The organism is Roseovarius indicus, from assembly GCF_008728195.1.
Classification (GTDB): Bacteria; Pseudomonadota; Alphaproteobacteria; order Rhodobacterales; family Rhodobacteraceae; genus Roseovarius; species Roseovarius indicus.
In genome coordinates this window covers 2,163,442-2,187,779 of record NZ_CP031598.1, presented here as the reverse complement: position 1 = coordinate 2,187,779, position 24,338 = coordinate 2,163,442, and the positions used below count along the sequence as shown (strand labels likewise).

Annotated in this window: 29 protein-coding genes; 7 read left to right on the top strand and 22 right to left on the bottom strand. The window is 64.6% G+C overall.

Annotated features, from left to right (window positions below):
- Window position 1: 1 nt before the first annotated feature.
- The 13 genes from RIdsm_RS10110 to RIdsm_RS10050 form a co-directional block, all read right to left on the bottom strand.
- The gene (locus tag RIdsm_RS10110) at window positions 2-538 is read right to left on the bottom strand and encodes a hypothetical protein (RefSeq protein ID WP_057813521.1); all 537 of its coding nucleotides are present in this window, start codon (window positions 536-538) and stop codon (window positions 2-4) included.
- Window positions 529-1,143, bottom strand: coding sequence for an HK97 family phage prohead protease (locus RIdsm_RS10105; protein WP_057813523.1), 615 nt, complete (start codon window positions 1,141-1,143; stop codon window positions 529-531). Before RIdsm_RS10105 ends, RIdsm_RS10110 begins: the two co-directional genes overlap by 10 nt.
- Window positions 1,143-2,405, bottom strand: coding sequence for a phage major capsid protein (locus RIdsm_RS10100; RefSeq protein ID WP_057813525.1), 1,263 nt, complete (start codon window positions 2,403-2,405; stop codon window positions 1,143-1,145). The genes RIdsm_RS10105 and RIdsm_RS10100 overlap by 1 nt, the downstream gene beginning before the upstream one ends.
- 1 nt (window position 2,406) lies before the next feature.
- Window positions 2,407-2,667 carry an HNH endonuclease gene (locus RIdsm_RS10095; protein WP_236553192.1) on the bottom strand — a complete coding sequence of 87 codons (261 nt, stop codon included), beginning with the start codon at window positions 2,665-2,667 and terminating at the stop codon, window positions 2,407-2,409.
- A gap of 68 nt (window positions 2,668-2,735) precedes the next feature.
- Window positions 2,736-3,077, bottom strand: coding sequence for a hypothetical protein (locus RIdsm_RS10090; RefSeq protein WP_177228401.1), 342 nt, complete (start codon window positions 3,075-3,077; stop codon window positions 2,736-2,738).
- On the bottom strand, window positions 3,074-4,606 hold the full coding sequence (locus RIdsm_RS10085; protein WP_057813532.1) for a terminase large subunit domain-containing protein: 1,533 nt from the start codon (window positions 4,604-4,606) through the stop codon (window positions 3,074-3,076). Before RIdsm_RS10085 ends, RIdsm_RS10090 begins: the two co-directional genes overlap by 4 nt.
- A gap of 585 nt (window positions 4,607-5,191) precedes the next feature.
- Complete coding sequence (locus tag RIdsm_RS10080; protein ID WP_201455553.1) at window positions 5,192-5,503, bottom strand: hypothetical protein; 312 nt, start codon at window positions 5,501-5,503, stop codon at window positions 5,192-5,194.
- A gap of 2 nt (window positions 5,504-5,505) precedes the next feature.
- On the bottom strand, window positions 5,506-5,718 hold the full coding sequence (locus RIdsm_RS10075; RefSeq protein WP_057813533.1) for a hypothetical protein: 213 nt from the start codon (window positions 5,716-5,718) through the stop codon (window positions 5,506-5,508).
- The gene (locus tag RIdsm_RS10070) at window positions 5,715-6,119 is read right to left on the bottom strand and encodes a hypothetical protein (RefSeq protein ID WP_057813535.1); all 405 of its coding nucleotides are present in this window, start codon (window positions 6,117-6,119) and stop codon (window positions 5,715-5,717) included. Before RIdsm_RS10070 ends, RIdsm_RS10075 begins: the two co-directional genes overlap by 4 nt.
- A complete protein-coding gene (locus RIdsm_RS10065; RefSeq protein ID WP_057813537.1) occupies window positions 6,116-6,304 on the bottom strand; it encodes a helix-turn-helix transcriptional regulator in 189 nt (62 codons plus the stop codon). The genes RIdsm_RS10070 and RIdsm_RS10065 overlap by 4 nt, the downstream gene beginning before the upstream one ends.
- A gap of 75 nt (window positions 6,305-6,379) precedes the next feature.
- Window positions 6,380-6,814, bottom strand: coding sequence for a hypothetical protein (locus RIdsm_RS10060; RefSeq protein WP_057813538.1), 435 nt, complete (start codon window positions 6,812-6,814; stop codon window positions 6,380-6,382).
- On the bottom strand, window positions 6,814-8,052 hold the full coding sequence (locus tag RIdsm_RS10055) for a tyrosine-type recombinase/integrase (protein ID WP_244955858.1): 1,239 nt from the start codon (window positions 8,050-8,052) through the stop codon (window positions 6,814-6,816). The genes RIdsm_RS10060 and RIdsm_RS10055 overlap by 1 nt, the downstream gene beginning before the upstream one ends.
- A 303-nt stretch (window positions 8,053-8,355) precedes the next feature.
- A complete protein-coding gene (locus RIdsm_RS10050) occupies window positions 8,356-9,057 on the bottom strand; it encodes a TylF/MycF/NovP-related O-methyltransferase (protein ID WP_057813542.1) in 702 nt (233 codons plus the stop codon).
- A gap of 337 nt (window positions 9,058-9,394) precedes the next feature.
- Here RIdsm_RS10050 and RIdsm_RS10045 point away from each other — a divergent pair, with 337 nt between their 5' ends.
- From RIdsm_RS10045 to RIdsm_RS10015, 7 genes are all read left to right on the top strand, one after another.
- Window positions 9,395-10,549, top strand: a complete 1,155-nt coding sequence (locus RIdsm_RS10045; protein ID WP_057813544.1) for an ABC transporter substrate-binding protein — start codon at window positions 9,395-9,397, stop codon at window positions 10,547-10,549.
- Window positions 10,550-10,611: 62 nt separating this feature from the next.
- The gene (locus RIdsm_RS10040; protein ID WP_057813546.1) at window positions 10,612-11,538 is read left to right on the top strand and encodes a branched-chain amino acid ABC transporter permease; all 927 of its coding nucleotides are present in this window, start codon (window positions 10,612-10,614) and stop codon (window positions 11,536-11,538) included.
- Window positions 11,535-12,515, top strand: a complete 981-nt coding sequence (locus RIdsm_RS10035; RefSeq protein WP_057813548.1) for a branched-chain amino acid ABC transporter permease — start codon at window positions 11,535-11,537, stop codon at window positions 12,513-12,515. Before RIdsm_RS10040 ends, RIdsm_RS10035 begins: the two co-directional genes overlap by 4 nt.
- Window positions 12,512-13,276 (top strand): ABC transporter ATP-binding protein, encoded by a 765-nt coding sequence (locus tag RIdsm_RS10030; protein WP_057813550.1) that lies wholly within the window; start codon window positions 12,512-12,514, stop codon window positions 13,274-13,276. The genes RIdsm_RS10035 and RIdsm_RS10030 overlap by 4 nt, the downstream gene beginning before the upstream one ends.
- Entirely contained in the window at window positions 13,273-13,980 is a 708-nt protein-coding gene (locus tag RIdsm_RS10025; RefSeq protein ID WP_057813552.1) for an ABC transporter ATP-binding protein, read from the top strand. The genes RIdsm_RS10030 and RIdsm_RS10025 overlap by 4 nt, the downstream gene beginning before the upstream one ends.
- A 27-nt stretch (window positions 13,981-14,007) precedes the next feature.
- Window positions 14,008-14,448: a cupin domain-containing protein gene (locus tag RIdsm_RS10020; protein WP_057813553.1), complete on the top strand. Its 441-nt coding sequence runs from the start codon at window positions 14,008-14,010 to the stop codon at window positions 14,446-14,448.
- Between the two features lie 125 nt (window positions 14,449-14,573).
- Window positions 14,574-15,092, top strand: a complete 519-nt coding sequence (locus RIdsm_RS10015; protein WP_057814339.1) for a hypothetical protein — start codon at window positions 14,574-14,576, stop codon at window positions 15,090-15,092.
- Between the two features lie 55 nt (window positions 15,093-15,147).
- On the opposite strand, the gene RIdsm_RS10010 is transcribed toward RIdsm_RS10015, so the two are convergent.
- The 9 genes from RIdsm_RS10010 to RIdsm_RS09970 are packed head-to-tail and all read right to left on the bottom strand — an operon-like array spanning window position 15,148 to window position 24,288.
- Window positions 15,148-16,374, bottom strand: coding sequence for a flavin-dependent oxidoreductase (locus RIdsm_RS10010; RefSeq protein ID WP_057813555.1), 1,227 nt, complete (start codon window positions 16,372-16,374; stop codon window positions 15,148-15,150).
- A 20-nt stretch (window positions 16,375-16,394) separates the two neighbouring features.
- Window positions 16,395-16,793: a RidA family protein gene (locus RIdsm_RS10005; RefSeq protein WP_057813557.1), complete on the bottom strand. Its 399-nt coding sequence runs from the start codon at window positions 16,791-16,793 to the stop codon at window positions 16,395-16,397.
- Window positions 16,790-17,212 (bottom strand): acyl-CoA thioesterase, encoded by a 423-nt coding sequence (locus RIdsm_RS10000; RefSeq protein ID WP_057813559.1) that lies wholly within the window; start codon window positions 17,210-17,212, stop codon window positions 16,790-16,792. The genes RIdsm_RS10005 and RIdsm_RS10000 overlap by 4 nt, the downstream gene beginning before the upstream one ends.
- Window positions 17,209-18,831 carry an AMP-binding protein gene (locus tag RIdsm_RS09995; RefSeq protein WP_057814340.1) on the bottom strand — a complete coding sequence of 541 codons (1,623 nt, stop codon included), beginning with the start codon at window positions 18,829-18,831 and terminating at the stop codon, window positions 17,209-17,211. The genes RIdsm_RS10000 and RIdsm_RS09995 overlap by 4 nt, the downstream gene beginning before the upstream one ends.
- Before the next feature lie 2 nt (window positions 18,832-18,833).
- Window positions 18,834-19,985: an acyl-CoA dehydrogenase family protein gene (locus RIdsm_RS09990; protein WP_057813561.1), complete on the bottom strand. Its 1,152-nt coding sequence runs from the start codon at window positions 19,983-19,985 to the stop codon at window positions 18,834-18,836.
- Window positions 19,985-20,785, bottom strand: coding sequence for an enoyl-CoA hydratase family protein (locus RIdsm_RS09985; RefSeq protein ID WP_057813563.1), 801 nt, complete (start codon window positions 20,783-20,785; stop codon window positions 19,985-19,987). The genes RIdsm_RS09990 and RIdsm_RS09985 overlap by 1 nt, the downstream gene beginning before the upstream one ends.
- A complete protein-coding gene (locus tag RIdsm_RS09980; protein ID WP_057813565.1) occupies window positions 20,775-21,251 on the bottom strand; it encodes a MarR family winged helix-turn-helix transcriptional regulator in 477 nt (158 codons plus the stop codon). Before RIdsm_RS09980 ends, RIdsm_RS09985 begins: the two co-directional genes overlap by 11 nt.
- Window positions 21,248-22,003 (bottom strand): SDR family NAD(P)-dependent oxidoreductase, encoded by a 756-nt coding sequence (locus RIdsm_RS09975; RefSeq protein WP_057813566.1) that lies wholly within the window; start codon window positions 22,001-22,003, stop codon window positions 21,248-21,250. Before RIdsm_RS09975 ends, RIdsm_RS09980 begins: the two co-directional genes overlap by 4 nt.
- Window positions 22,000-24,288, bottom strand: a complete 2,289-nt coding sequence (locus tag RIdsm_RS09970; RefSeq protein WP_057813568.1) for a bifunctional salicylyl-CoA 5-hydroxylase/oxidoreductase — start codon at window positions 24,286-24,288, stop codon at window positions 22,000-22,002. The genes RIdsm_RS09975 and RIdsm_RS09970 overlap by 4 nt, the downstream gene beginning before the upstream one ends.
- Between the last annotated feature and the right edge of the window lie 50 nt (window positions 24,289-24,338).

Below are 24,338 nucleotides of genomic sequence, written 5' to 3'. Positions count from 1 at the left end.
CTCAGGCCCTCCGCTTGTAGGGGCGCAGTAGGTCCGCCGCCCCGCTCAGTTCCATTGCCCGCCCCATCCATGCCGGGTTGCGGTCATAGCTTTCTTGGATCGCGCCGCCCATGTTCACGCTGTAGCTGGACACGCCCGCGCGGTCGGGTTCGTCCGCCAAGTATTCGGCCAGCCGCCGGAACGCTTCCATGACAGCCGAAGGCACGTCGCCGCCACCCACCTCTGCCGTGATCCGATACGGGCCGTCGCCGGGAAATTCATAGCCGCCCCATGGGGACGCCGCCGGGGTGCATTCAACCCATGTGCCGCTTTCCCAGACCTCGACAGTGTTCAGCGTGGCAGGCGACACGGGGGCTTCCCAAGCGCCTTCCCCCTCGACCGTCCAGACCACTTCCCGCGCGGTCCAGCGCACTCGGCAGTAGGCTTCCAGCCGTTGCCAGATCGCATCTGGATTCAGCGCCATCGCGGCCATCGAAAGGCTGGGGGGCACGGGATAGCTGGCCGGGATTTCCTCGATCTCTTTCAATGTCACCGCCATTGCAGCGCCCCCCGCGTCTTGTTCGTCAGGAACACCCGCGCTTGCGGCTGGGGCTTCCAGTTCCGTTCCTCGATTTGAGTTTCGTCATAGGCCGGGCGGGTTACGACGCTCAGTTCATAGAGCAAGGCCGCGAAGATCGTGCGGATTAGCGCTGTGCCCTCCGCCGGATCTTCTTCCTCGACCTTCTCCGCGTTAGGTTCGGCCCGTTCCGGTGGAATCCTGAAACCGGGACTGATACCGATGATCAGCCCCGCGCGCATCGCCGCAAGGAAGTCGCGCACATAGCTGACCTCCTGCATTTCATCGGTGATCGTGGCCGCGAAGGACAAGGCGTCGTCACTGTCCGCCAGTTCCAGCGTCCCGGCCCCGCGCGATGCAAGGGGCCGGTCATAGCTGTGGCCGATCAGCAGGTGAATATCCTCCTCGGGACGCTCCACCCGGTAGGCGAACGCGCGGCTGGCCATGACCTCTTTGCGTGGCCTGCCGGTGCGGCCACCGTCCGAAAGGACGGCAGCCTTGTTGTATGGAAAGCGGCCAGCGAGCTGCAACGCGCCCGACGCCCGCTTGCGCAGTTCTAATGCGCCTTCGTGACCGCCGTAGAGCATCACTGCACCCCGGTCAGGACTTCGAGTTGCACCCCGCGCGCAACGGTCACATCCATCGTCGCCAACGCAGTCAGTCGCAGCCCGCCGGATTGCGCGTCCGAGTACGGATCGCGGATCAGATCGACCGCGCCCCAGGTCGCCACGAAGAACGGGGGGACACCGCCCACATTCGTAGTCAGCAGCGCACTGGATTCCGCCGGATCGCCGGTCGGCGCCGCCAGCGCGTTCGGACTCATGGCGATGTTGCCCGCCGGGATGTTCTTCACCAGCCGGTCCCATTCGGTCAGGCCGGTGCCAGTGTCGATATAGGCGTCGTCCATCGCGTCCCAGACCTCGGGCCGAATCAGAAGCCGGACGGCAGACGGCGAGCCTGCCGCGTTCGCCAGCATGAACCGCGTCACCGCGGCGCGGAATGCGGACCAGCTTGCCGCCGCATCCACCGCCGTTTCGGTGATGCCATAGCCCGATGCGCCGGCAATCACGCCATCCGGCTCACCCGAGGAACCGCTGCCAAGGAAGGCAACCCGGTCCATCTCCTGCGACATGGCCCCGTTCATGTCCCGGCGCACCGCCTGTTCCAGCGCCTGCCCGGACTGTTTCAGGGTTTTCCGGGTCAGCTTCATCTGGATGCCCAGCGTATGGTCCGGGGCGAGCGGCTTGTCAGTCGTCGCATAGGCGGACGGGTCCGCGACATTGCCCGTTTCGGTCGCTTGCCAGGATGCCGTGACGCTGGACGTGACAACCGGATATTCCACCTCGCCTTGCGGGATATTGATCATCTGCCCGCCCATGCGCGCCGCGACCGATTGCGGAAACAGCCGGTCAATGATCGGGCGCGTCTGCATCGGGTCCGGCGTGCCACTGGCAATAGTCTCACCCGCCCGTTGTTCCAGAGCTTCCCACGGCACCGGGACACCGCGATAGCCGCCCCGCTCGCGCAGTTCGGTCACGATCTCCGCCGTCTGGCCATCGAGCGCGCGGCCCTCGTCCAATGCCAGCGCGACTTGCCGCATCTCGAATTGGCCCATCAGTTCGGACCACTCGCGATCCGAGCGGGTCTCAAGATCGTCTTTCGCCTCGCGCCGTTCCTCGTCTTCCGCCACCAGCGCGGCGCGATACCGCACTTCATTGGCGCGGTATTCTTTGTCCATGTCTTCCATGGACCGGGTTTCGTCCTCGGACGGGGCTTCCTTCCCGACCAGTTCGGCCAGCGACTGGCGGATTTCCGATTGACGGCGCTGGATTTTCACAGAATCAAGCATTCTATTCTCCTATGTTGCTCGATTGGTTTCGCTGCATGTCCCGCAGCAAGGACTTCCACGCCTCGCGGGCGGGATTGGGCTGACCCATGCCAACCTCAATTCGGGTTTTGCGGCTGTGACACCGACCGCAGAGGCATTGGAGATTGGACAGCCTGAACGCCAAGTCCGGGCGGTCCCGGACGGGTTCGATATGATCCACCTCCAACCGCCGCCGCTCACCGCACTGGACGCATTGCCAGTCGTCGCGGTCGAGCGCCTGCATCCGCAGGGCCTTCCAGCGCCGGGACCGGATCACGCGGGCCGAATGCCGCTGATATTCGCGCCGCCTGTTCATGCGCCACGCACCTGCACGTCATAGAACCGGGCCACGCCATCGGGGGCCATCGGCACCACGCGCACCACGGAAAAGGTCTTGCCCGCGACCGTCAGGCTATCCCCATTGTCCGGGGTGATGTCCAAGTCCTCGACCGCCACAAATGCCCGCAGGTCGTTCGCCTGAATGTTGCTCCCATCGCGATCCTCGGACGTGTAGTCCACCACGCACACGGTCGCGGCGTGATTGGTGGGCGTGCCCGGCGTGGGCGGATAGGTGGTTTCGTCCGCTTCTCCGGGACGCACGAACGTGCCAGCCTGCCCCCATTTCGCGATCAGCCGCGATGCCGTCTCAGTCATCCCCATGCGAACCGTCCCCCTTTGTTCTTCGGTGCGCTTGTCATGCGGATGCCTTGGGCAACCGCGATGACAGTTGCCGCCGCCGGGTCGATCCGCCCGGTCGAACGTGATTTCGCAAGCTTGTGATTGCCTGCCGGATCCACCAGCGTGATCGCGTCCGCGAAGGCAGAGCGCAGCAGCAGAGACGGCACCGTTTGCACCCGCTGTTCAAAGAGCGCCCGCCGGAACCTCTCCACATCCTCGCTGCCGTCTTTCCATCCCATCCCGCGCCAGACACAGGGAACGCGATCCAGCGCGGCACCGCGCAGCGCTTCGATAAACTCCGCATGACGGAAGCGGTCGCCCACGATTGCCGCCGGGGTTTGCCCGTCGAGACGTTCCGCCACATCGGCAAGGAAGCGATCCACCGGCACTGTGGTCTCACCCATCGTCACCAGTTCGCCGCGCTCGTTCATCTCGACGTAGCGGCTCGATACACCGTCAGCCGCGCCACGATCCGCAAGGCCGGGTTTCGTCGGAAAGGCACCCACACATTCGAGCCGTCCTGTCTCGGGCCAGAACAGCGCCGCCGCGCTCATGGACCGCGAACCGCCCAGGTCAACGCCAAGGATCACTGGCCCTTCGCGTTCGGGCAGGTCGTCGGGCGACACCTCGGCCGCCAGCCATTCATCAACCGTGACCAGCACCGACCGATCATCGGACGCGACACGTTCATTCCTATTCAAGTTACGGAAGCTGGACAGGGCAGAGCCGCCCCGTGCAATCGCCCGCCGCGCCTGCGCTACCAGCCATTCCGGCGTGGAGCCGATGCCCTCGCGCGCGCCGGGGTTGGCGATCAGCAGGCTTTCTAGATCATCCGGCGGCAAGCCCGGTTCGGGGCGATGCTCCTGCACATACGTCCCCGGCGGCGGCTCATCGAGCCACCGGGAAAAGGTGTTCGCGTCGTCAGGTGCCGACGTGCTGATAATCAGCGCCCGGCCGTCACGCTTGCCCAGACCGGACAAGATAGCGTTTTCGAGGTTGTCGCCCTTCTCGCGTTCCCATGCTGCCCGCTCATCGAGGATCGCCAGTGTGGGCGCACCGCCGAGGATGGACTTTCCGTCCGCTGCGATCACCCGCGCCAGACCGCCGCCGTTCTCCGCCGTCTCGACTTCCAGCTTGGAGCCGCGCCGGATCGTGAATTGCTCCTGATCTTCCTCCGGCAAACCTTCGATGAAGCCTACCAAGAAGCCGAACGCGATCTTGGCTTGGTCCCGGTTCCGGGCCGCGAAGATGATCTCGCGCTTGGGCTGGGGCGCGATCTCGCCCATCAGGTGCCCCAACGCGATGCCCGCCGAGATAGCCGTCTTGGCTGAGCCGCGCCCCACACTAAGCAATCCGACCGCCGTGCCCTTCGAGAATGCGCCGCGAACGAAGTCCTTTTGATAGCTCGCCAGCTTCAACCGCCGTCCAGCCATGCGGCCCTCGGGGACGACCAGCTTGGGCAGGAACCGCAGCGCCGCCGATGCCTCTTTCGATGCCCTCGCCATCAGCAGCCCTCCCCGGATTTTTTCAGGAGAGAGAAAGGAACACCCCGCCCCGCGAAAGGCCCCCCCGAGGAAAGCCGGACCATTGGGACCAGAATGCACAATAAATAGGCATTCGATGAAAACATAGGCAAGTCCACCTGATTGCGCTGGGGTATTATATTACCACCATTCGTTTAAACACACTACCCCCACCCGCTCCTTCCCCCCGCATGCAGGGGAAGGCCCTACGCTTCCTCGATCCGTTTCCACGCGATACCCGTATCGTGGGCCAGCCGCTTCCCCGCAGGCTTTGCTCCTGCCCCGCCCTTTGCAGCTATGCGTCGGTGCGGTCCCCGGTCGGAACATGTCGCCATGAACAGGGCATGTGCCCCTGCCGGTGGGTTATAGATGTCGCGTCTCTGAGCGGCCCAGTAGGAGTCGGTACCGCTCGGGGTGGGTGATGCCCCCGGATCGTCTTAAGCCCATTGAATTCGCTCAATGGTCAAAGGCTAGGACGGATGAAGGGATATGCCCGGCTCGGCGTCCGGTCTGCTCCGATGAATGAACGCCCCCACACCTCGCCCAAGGTGCAGGGGCGAGGTTCTGTCAGGGGTTCCGATGCCGGGCGCGGTGATGACGGCGGCAGAGCCACGTCACAGCGAGCGGATTAGAATAGTCGTCGTGGTGCGCCTCGCTCTTGTCCGAGCCGCATTCCTCACAAGGTTGGCGCACAATCAGGCCAAGCCTCAGCGCGTTCTGCACAGTGAGGTGAGCGAGGTAGGCGCGCGGGTTGCGCGCTCTCCATCGCTGTTGCTTGGTCTTCACCGAAATGGTATCGTCGCCTTGACGTTGGGTGGCGTCGAATTGGCCCTCGCTCGCGGTGACAGCCGCAGCGGGGGTTTGCTTTTCCTGAGCCATCATCACGCCTCCCAAAGCCCGGTGAGGCCCATGTCAGAGAGACGGATAGCAAGCTGGTTTGCCGCGCCGCGAGAAGCGCAGATGAACCTGTCAGGCGGCTCTCCCGGTATGTTGATGGTGACAAGGAAACCGTCTTCGGTTTCGCAGATGCGATAGTGACCTTTCGGTTTCAGTTCCAGCAGGTCGGAGGTACTCAGGCCGCTAGTCCAGCTCATGCGCCATCCTCCGCATCGCGCACACCTAGCCACGCGGCCCGTAGGCACTCCTGCACCTCGCGGTCGCGGTTGCGATACTCGCGAAGCACGTCGCTTGCCGCCGTCAGCATGTCCCACATCGAGCGGTAGACAATGTCCTCGTCCATCTCATGTCCGAGGGTCGTGCGCGTCAGTTCAATCGCGCCTTCGATGAAGTCGAGCGGGTCATCGACCTCAAGGCTCAACTTCTTCCTTCGCACGTCGAACGCCGATTTCAGCGCCTCGCCGGGGTCGGTCGTGAGTTCCGCCAAGCGGTCGTTATCCGCCTCGCGCCTCGCGTCGATTGCGAGATACTGCATTTCCTTCTTGCCATAGGACTTGAGCTCGGCTTGCACGGACGGGGGAAAGTCTTTGAACCTCATGCCGCCACCTCCGCTTGCTGGGATTCCCAAGCCTCGATGTCGGAGAGCTTCCATCGGGCGCAGCGACCGGAAAGACGCACAACGCGGGGAAAGTCCGGCTTCTCGCGATGCCAGCGCCAGACGGTCGGGCGCGCGATCCCGTAGCGCTGCGCAACCTGAATGTCAGTCAGATAAGTTTGTGTCATTGAAGCACCTGTTAGTTACAAGGTGCTTCCCAATGTTCACATATTTGCCGAGGGGTCCAAAGAAAGCGCAGGACGTTATTTAACGCCCTTTTCGGTCCCCTGACCCGCTTCTTTCCTCAACAACATAGGGGGCATTACCGTCTGTGAAGTCGCACCCAACGCTGCGAGTGCCTCCAACAACGGAATAGCAGGCTTGGCTCTGCGTCGCCTCCGCCTAACGAATGACTCATCTTCGCCAAGCAGTTCCGCAACACGCAAATTAGCAGCCTCCTTTGGCCAACCCTCACGGTCACAAAGCCATGCAAACGCCAGATATGCCTCGATATCCATAGGGTTGATCTTTGGTTTCGGCCCTTTCTTGAGCTTCTTTTTTCCTTCCAGCCGGTCGGCAAGAAAGTCCCTTTCACCCTTTAATAATCTATCATTGCTGCGCAGCTTCTTTATCAGTCGTTCAAAGTTACCGCGCTCTGCTTCCCCCAAGGTGGCTGTGTCGAATTCGCTGAAATCCATCAACCTGCCTCCCCAATGCGAACAACTTTGCCGCCTGCCTCACCGCGCAGAAATCGCTGCCAAGCCCCCATCATCTGCCGCCGCTTTTCCAGCATATCGCCGCGCCGATAGGCCCGCTCAACTTCTGTGCCTACGTTATGTGCAAGCGCCATTTCGGCCATGTCTCGCGGATAGTTCGTGCGCTCGGCTGCCCAATCCCGAAAAGTCGATCTAAGTCCGTGAGGAACAGCAGGACGCCCGGAAACGCGGTCGAGATAGCCGCCCTCCCGCGCCTCGTTGATGCGCTTCATGCACGCCGACAACGCCGCGTCAGACAGCATCCCACCGCGCGCCGCCGGGAACACATACGGGACGCCCTGCATCCTTGGCACAGCTTCCAAGAGCGCCGCTGCCTCCGCCGTGAGCGGAACGCGGTGTTCCTTTGCGGCCTTCATCCTATCAGCCGGGATGGTCCAAAGCTTGGCGCTAAGGTCGATTTCGGACCAGACCGCGCCGCGCACGTCGCCCGACCTGACCGCAGTCAGAGCGAGTAACTCCAGCGCCCGCGTGGCGATGCCCTCGCGGCCACGAAGATCCGCAAACCAATCCGAAGTATCGTCCAGCGCCAGCGCGGGCCAATGCTTGGTTTTGGCCACCTTGCTTGCCGCTGGCAGGAAGGCGTCAAGATTATGTTTCCACCGCGCCGGGTTTTCACCTTCTCGATGCCCAGCAACAGTTGCCCACGACAGGACGGCCTCTATCCGCTGCCGCAGCCGTTTTGCAGTGTCCGTTTTTGTAGTCCATATCGGCTCAAGAGCGCGCAGCACATCCTGCCGTTCAATCTCTGAAACCTGCATGTCGCCCATTGTCGGGATCGCATAGAGGTCAAGCGAGGATCGCCAGATTTTTGCATGTCGCTCGCTGCGAAACTCCTTCTCTTTCGTGGAGAGCAACCGTTCCGCCGCCTCTGCGAAAGTAAGATCGCGTGCGTTCTGCGCTGCCAGCGCGGCCCTTGCCGCTCGCCTCTGCGCCACCGGGTCAATGCCCTTCCATATCAAGTCCCGCGACTCTCTTGCCCGCTCACGAGCTTGTGCGAGCGTGACGGACGGATAAGAGCCGAGTCCTATGTTACGGCGGGTGCCAGCGATGGTTGTGCGCAGCACCCAAGACCGCGCGCCGTTTGGCGTGATTTGAATTTGTAGCCCGTCAACGCCGCCGACTGCAAAAGTCACATTGCCTATGCCGCCAGGATGCGTCAGCCGTTTCACTTGGAGCGGGCCAAGCTCCTGCGCCTTCTTTGGCAAGTTCGATTCCCCCTGCTTACGTTATGCCATTCTACATGCCAAAACGAATAGCACTGTCCGTTACATGACGCAACACAAGGAAACAGAATAATGCGGCAACACCCTGTGAAATAAGGCTTTTCGCTTCATATCGCACTGTCGTGTTACGCTACGCATGTAGACCTACGGGCTGCCACTTGGCGGAACTCCCCGACATGCTGAGACAAATCCGCCCGAAGGGGCAGATTGCGCGGAGTCACGACCTCGTTAACCATTTGTTCATGATTTGACGAGCAACGCACTGCAGATCGCATCGGGCAGCGGCACGAACGTCACCCCTTCCGCCTCGCAAAACGCGTAGATCGCCTCGCGACAGCCCCTGTACCTGTCGGCCATCAGGTCATGCACCATGATGTAGCCGCCCCTGGCCATGCGCGGATAGAAATACCGCAGGCCCTCCAGCGTCGGCTCGTACAGGTCGACATCGATCGAAACGAAGGCAAACTGGTCCTCCAGCCCCTTCGCCGTATCGGGAAAGAGCCCCTGCCGCACGATCATCTCGCAGGTCGCGTCCGCATCGACCCGGGCCAGCACGCGCTCGACCGAGGTGTCGCTGAAGTCGTGCCCTTTCGCGTCGAACCGCGCGGTATCCTGCGAAATCTGCTCCGCGTCGAACCCTTCGAACGTGTCGAACAGATAGTACTTGCGGTTATTGAAGGCCCGCGCGATCAGCCGCGTGAAATCGCCCCGGAAGACGCCCAGCTCGGCGATCGCCCCCTCGACGCCCCGGCGCTCCAGCTCCTGCGCCAGAAGACCCATCTGAAGATAGCGCACGTTGTCGCCCAGGTATGGCAGCCCCAGCCCCGTGGCGATCCGCGCAAGGTTGCCGTAGATCCGCGCCGGCATGTAGCCCGCGCGCCGCAACAGCCGGGCGCCGACCCTGGCCCCGACACCCGACCTGTTGTCATGAGCTTTCCACATGCGGCACCCTTTCCCCGACGGTCACGTTCTTCCACGTCCCCGGGGGCGAAACAACTGCCCACTGCCATCGACCGCGCAATATGGCCGGGCCGTGCCTTGGCCAAGCGTTACTTCACACTTGAAACTTCAAGCTTGAAATATTGATCCGTTCCGGCCTATCCTTCCCTCATGTCCCTGCCGGAAGAGCCATGTAGGCGTTGACGGCGGCGGAGCGTCCTGCTCTGAGTTGGTGACCAGCCAACCGCATGACACGCCGCCGGTAACGCACACGCAGACCGGCCGGGCCATGCGGAATTCGATAATAATCGCGCCAAACGCGCGAACAGGGAGAAGATGGATGAAAAAACTAGGCACAACACTGGCCGCCGGTCTTCTGGGCCTCGGCACCACCGCCTCGGCCGAGGTCGAGGTCGGCATGATCGTGACCCTCTCGGGCCCGCCCGCGGCGCTTGGCCAGCAGGCCGTTGACGGCTTCCAGCTGGCGCTCGACGATCTCGGCGGCAAGCTTGGCGGCGAAGAGGCGACGCTCATCGTCGAGGATGACGAGCTGAAACCCGAGGTGGCGCTCTCGAAAGCCAACGGCATGGTGCAGGAAGAGGTCGATTTCGTCGTCGGCACGATCTTCTCGAACATGCTGCAGGCGATCTTCAAGCCGGTGATCGAGTCGGAAACCTTCCTGATCAGCCCCAACGCCGGGCCGTCGACCTTCGCCGGGCGCAACTGCAACCCCTACTTCTTCGTCACCTCCTACCAGAACAACCAGAATGCCGAGGTGATGGGCGCCCACGCCCAGGCGGCGGGCTATGAAAAGGTCTTCATGATCGCGCCGAACTACCAGGCCGGCCGCGACAACATGGAAGGCTTCCAGATGCACTACGAGGGCGAGATCGTCGACGAGGTCTACGTGCCGCTCGGGCATCAGGACTACTCGGCCGAGATCGCGCGCATCGCCACCTCCGACGCCGACGCCGTCTTCGCCTTCACCCCGGGCGGCATGGGTGTGCGCTTCGTGCGCCAGTTCCGCGATGCCGGGCTCGCCGACCGCATCCAGTTCATGTCGGTCTTCACCACCGATGAAACCACCCTGCCCGCCCAGAAGGAAGCCGCCGAAGGCTTCATCGCCGCGGGCAACTGGGCCCCGGATGCCGACAACGAGGCCAGCCAGAAATTCGTGGCCGCCTTCGAGGAAAAATACGGCTACGTCCCCGGCGGCTATGCCATGCAGGCCTATGACGCCGCCATGCTGATCGACAGCGCGGTGGCCTCGGTCGGCGGCGACCTCTCCGACAAGGATGCCGTGCGCGCCGCGATGGAAGCGGCCGATTTCACCTCGCTGCGCGGCGATTTCGCCTTCAACTCGAACCACTACCCGACTCAGAACTTCTACCAGCTTTCGGTGGAAGAGCGGGAAGACGGCCAGTGGGCCACCGCGACGGGCGAGCTGGTCTTCGAGAATTACGGCGACAACTTCGCCGGCGAATGCAGCATGTAAGCCGATGCGGCGGGGCCGGCCTTCGGCCCCGCCATTCGCGGCTCCGGCGATAAAGGCCTCCCATGTCCACAACGCTGATCCTGATCCAGCTCCTGAACGGGCTGCAGCTGGGTGTTATCCTGTTCCTGATCGCGGCCGGCCTGACGCTCGTCTTCGGGGTGATGGGGTTCATCAACCTCGCCCACGGGGTGCAGTACATGCTGGGCGCCTACCTTGCCGTCTATCTCTACGGCCTGACGGGCAGCTTCCTGGCCGCCCTCGTGCTGGCCCTGCCCCTGGCGCTTCTGCTGGGGCTGGTGCTGGAGTTCCTCGTCTTCCGACATCTCTATGACCGCGATCACCTCAGCCAGGTGCTCGCCACCTTCGGCGTGATCCTGTTTCTCAACCAGCTGATGAAAGTGCTCTTCGGGCCCGCCTCGCTCTCGGTGCCGCCGCCGGCCTTCCTCGACTTCTCCTTCGTACTGGTCGACGGCCTCCTTTATCCGGCCTACCGCGTGGCGCTCATCGTCGCCGGCCTGCTGGTGGCGCTTGCCCTCTGGCTCGTCATCACCCGCACGCGCGTCGGCATGCTGATCCGTGCGGGCGCCACCAACCCCGAGATGGTCTCGGCCTTGGGCGTGAACGTGCGGCAGCTATTCCTCATCGTCTTCGGCTTCGGCGCCATGCTTGCCGGGTTCGCCGGCGTCATGGCCGCCCCCCTCTACTCGGTCGAGCCGGGCATGGGCGACAACCTCCTGATCGTGGCCTTCGTGGTGATCATCATCGGCGGCGCCGGCTCGATCCGCGGCGCCTTCGTGGCCGCCCTATTGGTGGGGCTCGTCGATACGCTCGGCCGAACGCTGGTCACCGACGGCCTGCGCCTCATCATGGACCCGTCCTCGGCCAACCAGATCGGCCCGGCCATCGCCTCGATGCTGATCTACGTGCTGATGGCACTGGTGCTCTTCTGGCGGCCCGAGGGCCTTTTCTCCCCAAAGGTGACGCGATGACCGATCAGGCCGACATCCAGGCCCCCGCGGCCGCCACGCCCCGGGCGCCCTTCATCGTGGCCGGCGTGATCTTCGCCGCTCTGGCGCTGATCCCGGTATTGGCCGAATTCTGGGGCGGCGCATGGCTGACCTCGCTCGCCGTCCGCGCCATGATCCTCGCCATCGTCGCCATCTCGCTCGACCTGCTGATGGGGCATGGCGGCATGGTCAGCTTCGGCCACTCCGCCTTCGTCGCCATCGGCGCCTATGCCTGCGGGATCATGATCACCGAGGACGTCTACGAGATGGCCCTCATCCTGCCCGTCGCGATGGGCGCCGCGGGACTTTTCGCGCTGATAAGCGGGGCCATCTGCCTGCGCACCTCCGGCGTCTCCTTCATCATGATCACGCTGGCCTTCGGGCAAATGATCTTTTTCGCTCTGGGCTCGCTCGCACAATACGGCGCCGATGACGGGCTGACGCTATGGTCGGGCCCGGATTTCCTCGGCACCCGTTGGTTGTCGTCCGACATGGGGGTCTACATCTCGGTCTTCGCCGTGCTGCTGGGCACGTGGGCGCTGGTCCACCGGATCACCGGATCGCGCTTCGGCCGCGTGCTGCGGGCCGCGCGACAGAACCCCACCCGCGTCGCCTCGATGGGCTACTCGGTCTTCCGCTATCGCCTGACGGCTTACGTCATCGCCGGCGTGATCGCCGCCATCGCCGGCGTGCTCTGGGCCACCCACGCCGCCTTCATCTCGCCCTCGCTGGGGGCTTGGCAGCGCTCGGGCGACCTGATCGTGATGGTCGTCCTCGGCGGCATGGCCACCCGCAACGGGGCGCTCATCGGCGCGCTCTTCTTCATCCTGATCGAAGAGACACTCTCGTCGATCACCCATGACTGGCGGCTCATCTTCGGCCCGCTGCTGGTGCTGATCGCGCTCTATGCCCGCGGCGGCCTCGTCGGCCTGCTCGACCGCGTCAGGGGGCCGCAATGAGCGAAGTCGTCCTTCAACTCAAGGGCCTGCAAAAGGCCTTCGGCGCGCTGGTCGTCACCGACAAGGTCGATCTCGACCTGCATCGCGGCGAATGCCATGCCCTGATCGGGCCGAACGGCGCGGGCAAGTCGACGCTGATACACCAGATTTCCGGCCTCCTCCAACCCGACGCCGGCAAGATCGCCTTCGAGGGGCGCGACGTCACCGGCCAGAAACAGCACGAGCGCGCCGTGGCGGGGCTCGGTCGATCCTTCCAGATCACCTCGATCCTGCCGGAGTTCACCGTGCTGGAGAACGTGGCCCTCGCCGCCCAGATGCGGGCGGGCTCCAGCATGCGGTTCTTCCGCCGCGCCGACCGCGAGGCGGCTTTGAACGAGGCCGCGATGACCGCCCTTGCCCGCATCGGCCTCGGGCCTCGCGCCGCCACCATGGCGGGCGAACTCTCCTACGGCGAAAAGCGGATGCTGGAGCTGGCCATCGCCATCGCCGGCCAGCCGCACGCCCTGCTCCTCGACGAGCCGATGGCGGGCATGGGACGGGCCGAAAGCGAGGGCCTCACCGACACCCTGCTCGAGCTGAAGGCGCATTACCCCATGCTGCTGATCGAGCATGACATGGAGGCCGTCTTCCGCCTCGCCGACCGGGTTTCGGTGCTGGTCGCGGGCGCCATCGTCGCCACCGGCACGCCCGACGAGGTGCGCGCCGACCCGAAAGCCCGCGCCGCCTATCTCGGCGAAGACCACACGGAGGGCGCAGCATGAACCTCCTGTCCCTGACCAACATCACCGCCGGCTATGGCTCGGCCCAGGTGCTCTTCGGCATCGACCTCGAGATTGGCGAGGGCGAGGTCGTCACCCTGCTCGGCCGCAACGGCATGGGCAAGACCACCACCGTGCGTGCCATCATGGGGCTCATCAAGCCATGGTCGGGCGAGGTACAGGTCGACGGCAAGAATTACGCCGGCCAGCCGCCATATGCCATCGGCAGGGCGGGCGTTGGCCTCGTACCGGAAGGCCGGCAGGTCTTCCCCACGCTCACGGTCGAGGAAAACCTCCTCGCCGCCGCCAAGATGCCCGAGGGCCGCAACCGGTGGGATCTGACCTCGGTCTACGATTTCTTCCCCCGCCTCAAGGAACGCCGCACCCACCTGGGCGCGCAACTTTCCGGCGGTGAGCAACAGATGGTCGCCATCGCCCGCGCCCTGATGACCAACCCGCGCCTCTTGATCCTCGACGAGGCGACAGAAGGCCTCGCCCCCCTCATCCGCGAGGAAATCTGGACCCGCCTCGCCACTTTGAAGGCGGAAGGCGAAGCCATCCTTCTGATCGACAAGAACGTGGGCGCGCTGGCAGGGCTTGCCGACCGCCACTACGTGATCGAGAAAGGTGAGATCATCACCACCGTCACCGCGGCCGAGGAAGGCCAGGCCATCACCGCCACGCTCGAACGCCACCTGCATCTTTGATCCGGAACCAAGAGGGAGACCCGAAAGATGACACTGACCCCCGGAATTACCCCCGAGAAAGACGGGCTCGACGGCCTCGCCTGGAATGTCGTCGGCCACACCTACACGCCGAAACTGCATTCCGAGAACGCCTTCATCTGGCATGCCAACATCCCCGACGGCACCTTCGTGCCGCCGCATATCCACCCCACGCAGGATGAATGGATCTGCATGCTGGAAGGCACGCTCGAGGTCGAATTCGGGCCCGAGAAACACGTGGCCCATGCCGGCGACACGATCCGCATGCCGATGGGGCTGGCGCACGGCATCTACAACCGCTCGGGCGAGACGGCGACCTGCATCTTCGGCGTGGCACCGTCGCGGAAACTGTTTGAGCTTTTCGGCAAGCTCGACAACGTGACCGACCCCGAGGAGCTGGTGCGCATCTCGGCCGAGCACGAGGTCGACTTCCTGCCGCCGCCGGAATAAGCGGCTCGGCTCTCTGAAAAACGATCGGCCCCGGAGGCTTCGGGGCCGATCCTCCGGTCCCTTGCCCGCTGGCCACACACCATGGTGATTTGCCTGTTTCGGCCGATCGCGTGCCTATGGGCCACATGACCGGCCACCCCTCCCCCACGATCACGTTCACCCGCCTGCCCGAGATCGCGCCCGAGGCGATCCTCGCACACATGTCGCATCCCGTGATGGCGCGGCACATGCCGCTCCTCTCCGGCGACTGGACGATCGACACCGTGGCCGCCTTCGTGGCCGACAAGGAGGCCTGCTGGAAACTCGACGGGCTGGGCCACTGGGCGTTTCTGGCCGATGGCACCTATGCCGGCTGGGGAGGGTTCCAAAAGGAAGGCGACGCGTGGGATTTCGGCCTCGTCCTGACGCCGGAAAGGTTCGGGCTGGGCCTTCGGATCACCCAACAGGCGCTGGCCTTTGCCCGCGCCGACAGCCGCATTCCGTATGTCACCTTCCTGCTACCGCCGTCGCGCCGAAACCTCGGCGCGCTGAGGCGGCTGGGAGCAAGCTTCGTCGGAGAGGTCGATTACGAGGGCGCTGCCTTCCGCAAGTACCGGTTGGACACCGGCGGCCCGGCATCCGTTTTCCGACCGGAAAACGGGTAAGAAAATGCGCATTTTCTTACCCGGAATTTGCGCAAATTCCGGGCGCGCCCAGCCTCTACCGTCCGGCCACCTGCAGCTTCTCGTAATCGCCCACGATGGCCCGCAACTCCTCCGCCGTGGCCACGTCATGCACATCCTCATAGCCCTCAGGCGCGCGCTCCTCGACGAAGTCGATCACCCCTTCCGGCCCCCCCTTGCGGTTCGCCGCAACGATCGCCGCCGTCGCCGGCCGGCGCGCGTCATCATAGGCCTCCAGCGCCGCCACGACGTCACCGCCCTCGGCCAGCCGATCGGCCAGGTCGCGGGCGTCGAGAATGGCCTGGCTCGCCCCGTTCGAGCCCACCGGGTACATCGGATGCGCCGCATCCCCCAGCAGGGTCACCCGCCCATGCGTCCAGCGCGGCAGCCCGTCACGGTCGCACATCGGGTAGACGAAAATCTCCTCGGTGGCGCGGATCAACTCCATGACATCCATCTCGGGCACCTGAAGGTGGCCCTCGGCCATCTCCAGCGCCTCCTCGGTCGAGGCCTTGCGCGACCAGTCATCGCGCCCCGGAATGGGGGTATCCGCATCGCCCACCTTGGTGCAGACCACCCAGTTGGTCAGCGCCTCGCCGGGCCGGTCGGGGTCATGGGCAATTGGGTACAGCACCAGCTTGTGCTTGAACCCGCCCGCCACAATCATCGACGCGCCATCCAGGAATTGCGGCCACCACGCCGCGCCCCGCCACATCAGCACGCCGTTCCACGACGGCGCCCCCTGGTCGGGATAGTAATGGCTGCGCACGGTGGAATGGATGCCATCGGCCCCGATCAGGATATCGCCGCTCTCTTCGTAACGCGTGCCGTCCCGCGCCTCGAAGACCGCCTCGACACCCGCGCCGGTATCCTCGAACGACACCAGCCGCCGGTCGCATTGCACACCGCCGTCACCCAGCCGCTCAAGCACCGCGTCGTGAATGAGCTTCTGCAGCCGCCCCCGGTGAATGGAAAACTGCGGCGCATCGAGCCCCGCCCAAAGCCCACGCGGCTGCGCCACGATATCAAGGCCCTGACCCGTCTTGTAAATCAGCCGCCGCGTCCGGATCGCCGCCGCATCCAGCGCCGGCAACAGCCCAAGCTTCTCCAGCTCCGCAATCGCGTGCGGTAGCGTGTTGATCCCCACGCCCAGCTCGCGCACCTGGCTCGATTGTTCGAACACCTTCGCCTGGATGCCCCTCTCATGCAGCATCAGCGCCAGTGTGAGCCCGCCAATGCCCCCGCCTGCGATCAGAACCTTCATGCGCCCATCCCCTTATGCTGTCAGCGGCCGATCACCGCCGTTGCCTCGATTTCCACCAACGCCTCGTCCTCGATCAGCGCCGAAACCACGACCATGGTCATCGCCGGAAAATGCCGCCCCAGCACCCGGCGATAGGCCTGGCCGACCTCGCGCTGCCGGGCAAGGTATTCCTGCTTGTCGGTGACATACCATGTCAGGCGCGTCAGGTCGTCCGCCGTCCCGCCCGCCGCCTCCAGAATGGCGAGGATATTCCGCAAAGCCTGCTCCATCTGGCCGATGAAGTCATGGCTTTCGAACACCTGCTCCGCGGTCCAGCCGATCTGGCCACCGACATAGAGCGTGCCGTCCTTGGTCAGGATACCGTTGGCATAACCCTTGGCGGGCGCCCAGCCTTCGGGAGAGATCACCTGGTGTGTCATGCGTCCTCGCTTTCCATGTAGGGCATCATTGCCTGTCTCAGGGCGTCGGGCCAGGCCTTCGGCCGCCCGTCCTCGCCCACCAGTACGATCGTGGCGCGATAGGTCATCCGCGTCTCGCCGCCGCTTTGCGTGAGAATCCGGAGGGTGGCGCTGGTGCCGCCGATCCGTTCCACCCAGAGCGAGAAGCAAAGCCGGTCGCCATGGCGGCTGGGCTTCGGAAAACCTGCCTCGATCTGCACCGTGGGGATCGCACCCTGATGGTGAAACTCCTCGAACGGGTAGCCGATGGCGTCGAAGAACTCCTCGACCAGGTCATTCATCATCTCGAAGAAGCGCGGGAAAAAGACCAGCTCGGCCGGGTCGCAGTGCTTGAACAGCACCTTGCTCTCTCGGGTAAAGGCACAGACGGGGGCGCTCATGCAGTATCCTTTCGAAGGCGGAAACGCTGGATCTTCCCGGTCTGGGTCTTGGGCAGGCTCTCGCAGAAGACGACAGAGCGCGGGTACTTGTAAGGCGCAATCGTCGATTTCACGTGATCCTGCAAGGTCTTGACCATCAGCGCGTCATCCTTGAACCCCTCGGCCAGCACCACATGCGCCTCGACGATGGCACCACGCTCTTCATCCGGGGCGCCGACGACGGCGCATTCCACCACGGCCTCATGCGCCAGCAGCGCCGCCTCGACTTCCGGTCCGGCGATGTTGTAGCCGGACGAGACGATCATGTCGTCGTTGCGCGCGGCGAAGTGCAGGTAGCCCTCGTCATCCACCACGAAGGTGTCGCCGGTGATGTTCCACCCGTTCTCGACGTAATCCGCCTGCCTGTCGTCTGCGAGATAGCGGCACCCCGTCGGGCCCCGCACGGCCAGCCGCCCGGGCTCGCCCGCCGGCTGCTCGTTCCCGTCATTGTCGAGCACCTTCACCTCGTAGCCGGTAACGGGCTTGCCCGTACAGGCGGGCTTGTGATCGTCGAACCGGTTGGTGATGAAGATATGCAGCATCTCCGTCGCCCCGATCCCGTCGAGCATGGGCTTGCCGGTCTTCTTCATCCACTCGTCGTAGACAGGCCCCGGCAGTGTTTCCCCCGCCGACACGGCGGCGCGCAGGCTGCTGAGGTCGGCGCCTTCGTCCATCGCCCGCAGCATGGCGCGATAGGCGGTAGGGGCGGTGAAACAGACCGTGGCGCGGTATTTCTCGATGATCTCGATCATGTTGGGCGGCGAGGCGGTTTCCAGCAATGTCGCAGTGGCGCCAAAACGCAGCGGGAAGACCGCAAGCCCCCCAAGCCCGAAGGTGAAGGCCAGCGGCGGCGAGCCGATGAAGATGTCGTCGGGCACCACGTTCAGCACCTCTTTCGCATAGCCATCCGCGATGATCAGCAGGTCACGATGAAAATGCATCGTCGCCTTCGGGTTCCCCGTGGTGCCGGAGGTGAACCCCAAAAGCGCCACGTCATCACGGCCCGTGTCCACGGCCTCGAACGTCACAGGTTTCTCGAGTGCCAGCCGGTCCAGCTCGGCATCGTGGTTCGACGTCCCGTCGAACCCCACCACCGATTTGAGGAACTTCGACCCCTTGGCGCAGGTCACCATCTCTTCCATCAGCCGCGTATCGCAGAGCGCATGGGTGATCTCGGCCTTGTCGACGATCTTCGACAGCTCCCCCGCCCGCAGCATCGGCATGGTGTTCACCACCACCGCCCCTGCCTTGGTCGCCGCCAGCCACGCCGCCACCATCGCCGGGTTGTTGGCCGAGCGGATCAGCACCCGGTTACCGGGCTTCAGCTTCAGATCTTCGACCAGCACATGCGCCAGCCGGTTCGTCCAGTCGGAGAGCTCCTTGTAGGTCCGCCGCCGCCCGTTGCCGATCAGCGCGGTGCGGTCGCCAAAGCCGCGCTCGACCATGCGGTCGGTCAGCTCCACACCCACATTCAACCGCTCGGGGTAATCGAACCCGTCCAGCAAGAAATCCGGCTGCATTTCCTCGGGCGGCAGATTGTCACGCGTGAAAGTATCGACATGTGCAGAAGGCCCTAGCATCGTCATTTCCCTTTCAGTTGATCGAGTGTGGCGCGCGCGATGATGACGCGCTGCACGTCCGAGGCGCCCTCGTAAATCCGCAGCGCCCGGATATCGCGGTAGAGCGCCTCCACCGCCTCGCCCGACCGCACGCCGTCGCCGCCATGAAGCTGCACGGCCCGGTCGATCACGCTCTGCGCCTGTTCAGTGGAGAAAAGCTTGGCCATCGCCGCCTCGCGGCTCACCCGCGGCGCGCCGCTGTCCTTGGTCCAGGCCGCGCGATAGACCAGCAGCGCGCTGGCATCCACGTCGAGCGCCATGTCGGCGATATGCCCCTGCACCATCTGCAAATCGGAAAGCGGCGCGCCCTGGATATGCCGTTCGGTCACCCGCGCCACCGCCTCGTCGAGCGCCCGCCGGGCAAAACCCAGCGCGGCGGCGGCCACGGTCGTGCGGAACACGTCCAGCACCGACATCGCTACTTTGAACCCCTGCCCCGGCGCGCCGATCATGTTCGCCGCCGGCACACGCACATCATTGAACCGCAACCGGGCCAGCGGGTGCGGCGCGATCACCTGCAACCGCTCCACCACCTCGAACCCGGGCATGTCGGGCGTGACAAGAAAGGCCGAGAGCCCCCTCGCCCCCGGCGCTTCCCCCGTCCGGGCAAAGACGGTGTAGATATCCGCGATCCCGCCATTCGAGATCCACGTCTTCTCTCCGTTGAGGATATACTCCTCGCCGTCCTTCGTGGCGGTCATCGTCGACGCCGCCACGTCAGAGCCCGACTGAGGCTCGGTCAACGCAAAGGCCGAGATCGCCTGTCCGGCGGTCGTGAGTGGTAGCCAGGCCTGTTTCTGCGCGTCCGAGCCGAAAAGTGACAATGCCCCGGTGCCGAGGCCCTGCATGGCAAAGGCGAAATCCGCCAGCCCGTCATGCCGTGCCAGCGTCTCCCGCGACAGCGCCAGCGTGCGTACGTCGAGCGGCGCGCCATCGACACTTGCCGTGGGTTTCAGCCAGCCATCGGCCCCGAGCTCGGCCACCAACTTGCGGCAGGCGGCATCGGTGTCGGAATGGTCGACCTCCAGCGAGGCACACCACCCGGCCAGCGCATCCGCATGGGCCTTGTGATGCGGCTCGAAGAACGGCCAGTCGAGATAGCTGCGGTCGGCCATCAATCCCCCTCGAAGACCGGTTTTTCCTTGGCCACGAATGCGTTGAACGCCCGCGTGAAATCCTCGGTCTGCATGCAGATCGCCTGCGCCTGCGCCTCCGACTCGATCGCCTGTTCGATCGACATCGACCATTCCTGCGCCAGCATCGTCTTGGTCATCATGTGGGCAAAGTTCGGGCCCGCGGCGATACGGCGGGCCATCTCCATCGCCTCCGCCTCCAGCTCCTCCTGCGAGACCAGCCTGTTGTAGAACCCCCAGCGTTCGCCCTCCTCGGCGCTCATCGCCCGGCCTGTATAAAGAAGCTCTGCCGCCCGGCCCTGCCCGATGATCCGGGGCAGGATCGCGCAGGCGCCCATATCGCACCCCGCCAGCCCCACGCGCGTGAACAGGAAAGCCGTCTTCGCCTCGGGCGTGGCAATCCGCATGTCCGAGGCCATGGCGATGATCGCCCCGGCGCCCGCACAGATCCCATCCACCGCCGCGATGATCGGCTTGCCGCAATTCACCATCGCCTTCACGAGATCCCCGGTCATCCGCGTAAACCGCATCAGCTCCTTCATGTTCATCTTCGTGAGCGGCCCGATGATCTCGTGCACATCGCCGCCAGAGGAAAAATTCCCGCCGCTCCCCGCGAAGACCACCGCATCGACGTCATCGGCGTAATGCAGGTCGCGGAACCAATCCCGCAGCTCGGCATAGCTGTCGAATGTCAGCGGGTTCTTCCGCTCCGGCCGGTCGAGCGCCACGCGCGCGATCCCGTTCTCGATACTGCACTGGAAATGCTCAACGTCACTGCGCATCGTCGTCTCCTTCTGTCAAAGCATGGTCGAGCATCCGGGCCACCATCGCGCTCTCCTCGCCTTCCAGCCCGCCCAACGCCTCGTGCACCCAGACCTCGTGCGCGGCGGCCTGCGCCTCGAACACCTCGATGCCGCGTTTCGTCAGCCGCACCATCGCCGCCCGCCGGTCCCCCGGCACTGGCACGCGCAGCGCCAGGCCATCGTCAGCCAGCCGGTCGACGATGCCCGTCACGTTGCCGTTCGACACTTTCAGCGCCCGCGAAAGCTCGCTCATCTTCATGCCGTCCCGATAGCGGTAGAGCGCCGACATCACGTCGAAACGCGGCAGGGTGGTGTCGAACTCGGTCCTGAACCGTTCGCGCAGCTCCCCTTCGACCATCCGTTGCACCTTCAGGATGCGCAGCCACAGCCGCAGGCTTTCCTTCGACGCCGGCGACGGGGCCGGGTGTTCCTTGGTCATGCTCATATTTCTCCTCCCGAAAGTGACAGCGCGTGCCCGCTGACCGAGGCCGCGGCCTTGGAACACAGCCACAGCGCCGTGCCCGCGACTTCCCCCGTTTCCACGAAACGCTTCTGCGGATTGCCCGCGTAAAGCTGCGCCCGCGCCTCGTCCTCCGACTTGCCGGTCTTGGCGGTGATCGCCTCGATCGACTTCGACAAGAGCGGCGTGTCGATGAAACCGGGGCAGATGGCGTTGACGGTGATCCCCGTACGCCCCAACTCCTGCGCCAGCGCCCGGGTCAACCCGATGACCCCGTGTTTCGAGGCACAATAGGGCGAGACATAAGGATACCCCTTCAGCCCGGCGGTCGAGGCAATGGCAATCAGCCGCCCCCAGCCCGCCGCCGCCATCTCCTCGTGACAGGCCTGCCAGAGGTGGAACACCCCTTCGAGGTTCACCGCCAGCGAGGCACTGAAAGCCTCCGCCGTCACCTTGCGGAACGGCGCCGAGGGCGCAGCGCCCGCATTGGCGATGGCAATGGCCACCGGCCCGTTCACCTCCCGCGCCTGCCCCAATGCCGCATCAAGGCTCGCGCGCTGCGTCACATCCGCCGCCAGCGGCAGCGCCCCGGTTTCATCCGCCACCTCTTTCAACGGCGCGTAGCTCCGCCCGAGGATCGTGACCTTCGCCCCTTCGGCGGCAAAGACGCGGGCCATCTCGGCCCCCACGCCCGAGCCGCCGCCGGTGATCACCACGTGGCTCCCGGAAACGCTCATACCCGCACCGCCTCGGCCTCGCGATCCGAGAGCCGCCACAGCTGATCCCGCCCGGGCTCATAGGGCAGCGGCCACGCCGCATGCCTGTCACCGATCGCCGCACCCGCGTGCAACGTCCAGTACGGGTCGGCCAGATGCGGCCGCGCAACGCACACCAGATCCGCCCGCCCCGCCATCAGGATCGAGTTGGCATGGTCCGCCTCGTAGATATTGCCCACCGCCATGGTCGCGATGCCGGTCTCGTTACGGATGCGATCAGAGAAGGGCGTCTGGAACATCCGCCCATAGACGGGCTTGGCCTGCGTGCTGGTCTGACCAGCCGAGACGTCGATGATATCGGCGCCCGCCGCGTGGAACGCCTTGGCGATCTCTACCGCCTCCTCCGGCGTCACCCCGTCGTCGCCCACCCAGTCATTGGCCGAAATCCTGACGGCCATAGGCTTGTCCTCGGGCCACACCGCCCGCATCGCCTCGAACACCTCCAGCGGATAGCGCAGCCGGTTCTCGAGGCTTCCGCCATACTCATCCTGCCGCACATTCGACACCGGCGAGATGAAGGACGAAATCAGGTAGCCGTGCGCCGCATGCAGCTCGATCATGTCGAACCCCGCACGCTCGGCCATCTCCGCCGCCGCCACGAACTCGTCCCTGACCCGGTCCATATCCTCCCGCGTCATCTCTCGCGGCACGGCGTTCCGGTCCGACCACGCAATCGCCGAGGCCGACATCGTCTCCCAATTCCCCTCGGCCAAAGGCGCGTCCATCTCCTCCCAGCCAAGCTGGGTCGAGCCCTTGCGCCCGGAATGGCCGATCTGGCAGCAGATCTTCGCGTCCGTCTCTTCATGCACGAACCCGACGACCCTCTGCCACGCCGCCTCATGCTCCGGCGCATAAAGCCCCGGACAGCCCGGCGTGATCCGGCCTTCGGGCGACACGCAGGTCATCTCGGTGTAAACCAGCCCGGCCCCGCCCTTGGCCCGCTCGCCCAGATGCACGAGATGCCAGTCGGTGGGGCAGCCATCGACGGCCTTGTACTGCGCCATCGGCGACACCACGATCCGGTTCTTCAGGGCCATCTCCCGCAGCCGGTACGGCGCGAACATCGGCGAGCGCACCGGGCTGTCCGGCCCGCCCGCCCGCGTCTGGAACCACTTCTCGGCCCCTTCCAGCCACGCTGCATCCCGCAGGCGCAGGTTCTCGTGGCTGATCCGCTGCGACCGGGTCAGCAGGGAATAGTTAAACTGTACCGGGTCAAGGTGCAGGTACCGATGCACCTCCTCGAACCACTCCAGCGAATTCCGCGCCGCCGATTGCAGCCGCAGCACCTCCAGCCGCCGCTCGTCCTGGTAGGCTTCGAACGCGGCCTCCATCGTCGGCTTCGTCGTCAGGTATTCGGCCAGCGCAATGGCGCTTTCCACCGCCAGCTTGGTGCCCGACCCGATCGAGAAATGCGCCGTGGCCGAGGCATCGCCCATCAGCACGATATTCTCGTGATACCATTTCTCGCAAAGCACCCGGGGGAAGTTCAGCCAGGCCGAACCCCGGATATGCTTGGCGTTCGACATCAGGCTGTTGCCGTCGAGATGATCGCGGAAGATCTCCTCGCAGACCGCGATATTCTCCTCCTGATTCATCTCTCCGAAACCATAGGCCTCCCACGTGGCCTCGTCGGTCTCGACAATGAAGGTCGCGGTGTCGTCGTCGAACTGGTAGGCATGCGCCCAGACCCAGCCCTTGTCGGTTTCTTCGAAGATGAAGGTGAAGGCGTCGTCGAATTTCTGATGCGTGCCCAGCCAGACGAACTTGCAGGCGCGCGGCTCGATATCCGGCTTGAACGTGTCGGCAAACTCGGTGCGGGTCTTGGAATTCAGCCCGTCGCAGGCGACCACGAGGTCGAAATCCTTGGCATAGGCCGAGGCGCTTTCCACCTCCGTCTCGAACCGCAGCTCGACGCCCAGCTCCCGCGCCCGCTCCTGCAACAGCAGCAGCAATTGCTTGCGCCCGATGCCACAGAACCCATGCCCGGTCGAGACCACCTTCTCGCCCCGGTAATGCACGGCGATATCGTCCCAATAGGCGAAATGCGCCCGGATCGCCTCGGCGCTTTTGGCGTCGTTCTGATGCAGGTTGTCGAGCGTTTCATCCGACAGGACCACGCCCCAGCCAAACGTGTCATCGGGCTTGTTGCGCTCGAGCACGACCACCTCGGCCTCCGGCTGGCGCAGCTTCAGCGATATGGCGAAGTAGAGACCGGCCGGCCCCCCGCCCAGACAGGCAACACGCATGGCTCTTCCTCCCTTCCCTGCATCTTGTTTCCCGGTCAGGATAGGAGGAG

What these genes read in the sequence shown, in the direction of transcription:
- RIdsm_RS10110 (WP_057813521.1), bottom strand. Translation starts at nt 538, where the DNA reads ATGGCGGTGACATTGAAAGAGATCGAGGAAATCCCGGCCAGCTATCCC.
- RIdsm_RS10105 (WP_057813523.1), bottom strand. Translation starts at nt 1,143, where the DNA reads ATGCTCTACGGCGGTCACGAAGGCGCATTAGAACTGCGCAAGCGGGCG.
- RIdsm_RS10100 (WP_057813525.1), bottom strand. Translation starts at nt 2,405, where the DNA reads ATGCTTGATTCTGTGAAAATCCAGCGCCGTCAATCGGAAATCCGCCAG.
- RIdsm_RS10095 (WP_236553192.1), bottom strand. Translation starts at nt 2,667, where the DNA reads ATGCAGGCGCTCGACCGCGACGACTGGCAATGCGTCCAGTGCGGTGAG.
- RIdsm_RS10090 (WP_177228401.1), bottom strand. Translation starts at nt 3,077, where the DNA reads ATGACTGAGACGGCATCGCGGCTGATCGCGAAATGGGGGCAGGCTGGC.
- RIdsm_RS10085 (WP_057813532.1), bottom strand. Translation starts at nt 4,606, where the DNA reads ATGGCGAGGGCATCGAAAGAGGCATCGGCGGCGCTGCGGTTCCTGCCC.
- RIdsm_RS10080 (WP_201455553.1), bottom strand. Translation starts at nt 5,503, where the DNA reads ATGGCTCAGGAAAAGCAAACCCCCGCTGCGGCTGTCACCGCGAGCGAG.
- RIdsm_RS10075 (WP_057813533.1), bottom strand. Translation starts at nt 5,718, where the DNA reads ATGAGCTGGACTAGCGGCCTGAGTACCTCCGACCTGCTGGAACTGAAA.
- RIdsm_RS10070 (WP_057813535.1), bottom strand. Translation starts at nt 6,119, where the DNA reads ATGAGGTTCAAAGACTTTCCCCCGTCCGTGCAAGCCGAGCTCAAGTCC.
- RIdsm_RS10065 (WP_057813537.1), bottom strand. Translation starts at nt 6,304, where the DNA reads ATGACACAAACTTATCTGACTGACATTCAGGTTGCGCAGCGCTACGGG.
- RIdsm_RS10060 (WP_057813538.1), bottom strand. Translation starts at nt 6,814, where the DNA reads ATGGATTTCAGCGAATTCGACACAGCCACCTTGGGGGAAGCAGAGCGC.
- RIdsm_RS10050 (WP_057813542.1), bottom strand. Translation starts at nt 9,057, where the DNA reads ATGTGGAAAGCTCATGACAACAGGTCGGGTGTCGGGGCCAGGGTCGGC.
- RIdsm_RS10045 (WP_057813544.1), top strand. Translation starts at nt 9,395, where the DNA reads ATGAAAAAACTAGGCACAACACTGGCCGCCGGTCTTCTGGGCCTCGGC.
- RIdsm_RS10040 (WP_057813546.1), top strand. Translation starts at nt 10,612, where the DNA reads ATGTCCACAACGCTGATCCTGATCCAGCTCCTGAACGGGCTGCAGCTG.
- RIdsm_RS10035 (WP_057813548.1), top strand. Translation starts at nt 11,535, where the DNA reads ATGACCGATCAGGCCGACATCCAGGCCCCCGCGGCCGCCACGCCCCGG.
- RIdsm_RS10030 (WP_057813550.1), top strand. Translation starts at nt 12,512, where the DNA reads ATGAGCGAAGTCGTCCTTCAACTCAAGGGCCTGCAAAAGGCCTTCGGC.
- RIdsm_RS10025 (WP_057813552.1), top strand. Translation starts at nt 13,273, where the DNA reads ATGAACCTCCTGTCCCTGACCAACATCACCGCCGGCTATGGCTCGGCC.
- RIdsm_RS10020 (WP_057813553.1), top strand. Translation starts at nt 14,008, where the DNA reads ATGACACTGACCCCCGGAATTACCCCCGAGAAAGACGGGCTCGACGGC.
- RIdsm_RS10015 (WP_057814339.1), top strand. Translation starts at nt 14,574, where the DNA reads ATGACCGGCCACCCCTCCCCCACGATCACGTTCACCCGCCTGCCCGAG.
- RIdsm_RS10010 (WP_057813555.1), bottom strand. Translation starts at nt 16,374, where the DNA reads ATGAAGGTTCTGATCGCAGGCGGGGGCATTGGCGGGCTCACACTGGCG.
- RIdsm_RS10005 (WP_057813557.1), bottom strand. Translation starts at nt 16,793, where the DNA reads ATGACACACCAGGTGATCTCTCCCGAAGGCTGGGCGCCCGCCAAGGGT.
- RIdsm_RS10000 (WP_057813559.1), bottom strand. Translation starts at nt 17,212, where the DNA reads ATGAGCGCCCCCGTCTGTGCCTTTACCCGAGAGAGCAAGGTGCTGTTC.
- RIdsm_RS09995 (WP_057814340.1), bottom strand. Translation starts at nt 18,831, where the DNA reads ATGCTAGGGCCTTCTGCACATGTCGATACTTTCACGCGTGACAATCTG.
- RIdsm_RS09990 (WP_057813561.1), bottom strand. Translation starts at nt 19,985, where the DNA reads ATGGCCGACCGCAGCTATCTCGACTGGCCGTTCTTCGAGCCGCATCAC.
- RIdsm_RS09985 (WP_057813563.1), bottom strand. Translation starts at nt 20,785, where the DNA reads ATGCGCAGTGACGTTGAGCATTTCCAGTGCAGTATCGAGAACGGGATC.
- RIdsm_RS09980 (WP_057813565.1), bottom strand. Translation starts at nt 21,251, where the DNA reads ATGAGCATGACCAAGGAACACCCGGCCCCGTCGCCGGCGTCGAAGGAA.
- RIdsm_RS09975 (WP_057813566.1), bottom strand. Translation starts at nt 22,003, where the DNA reads ATGAGCGTTTCCGGGAGCCACGTGGTGATCACCGGCGGCGGCTCGGGC.
- RIdsm_RS09970 (WP_057813568.1), bottom strand. Translation starts at nt 24,288, where the DNA reads ATGCGTGTTGCCTGTCTGGGCGGGGGGCCGGCCGGTCTCTACTTCGCC.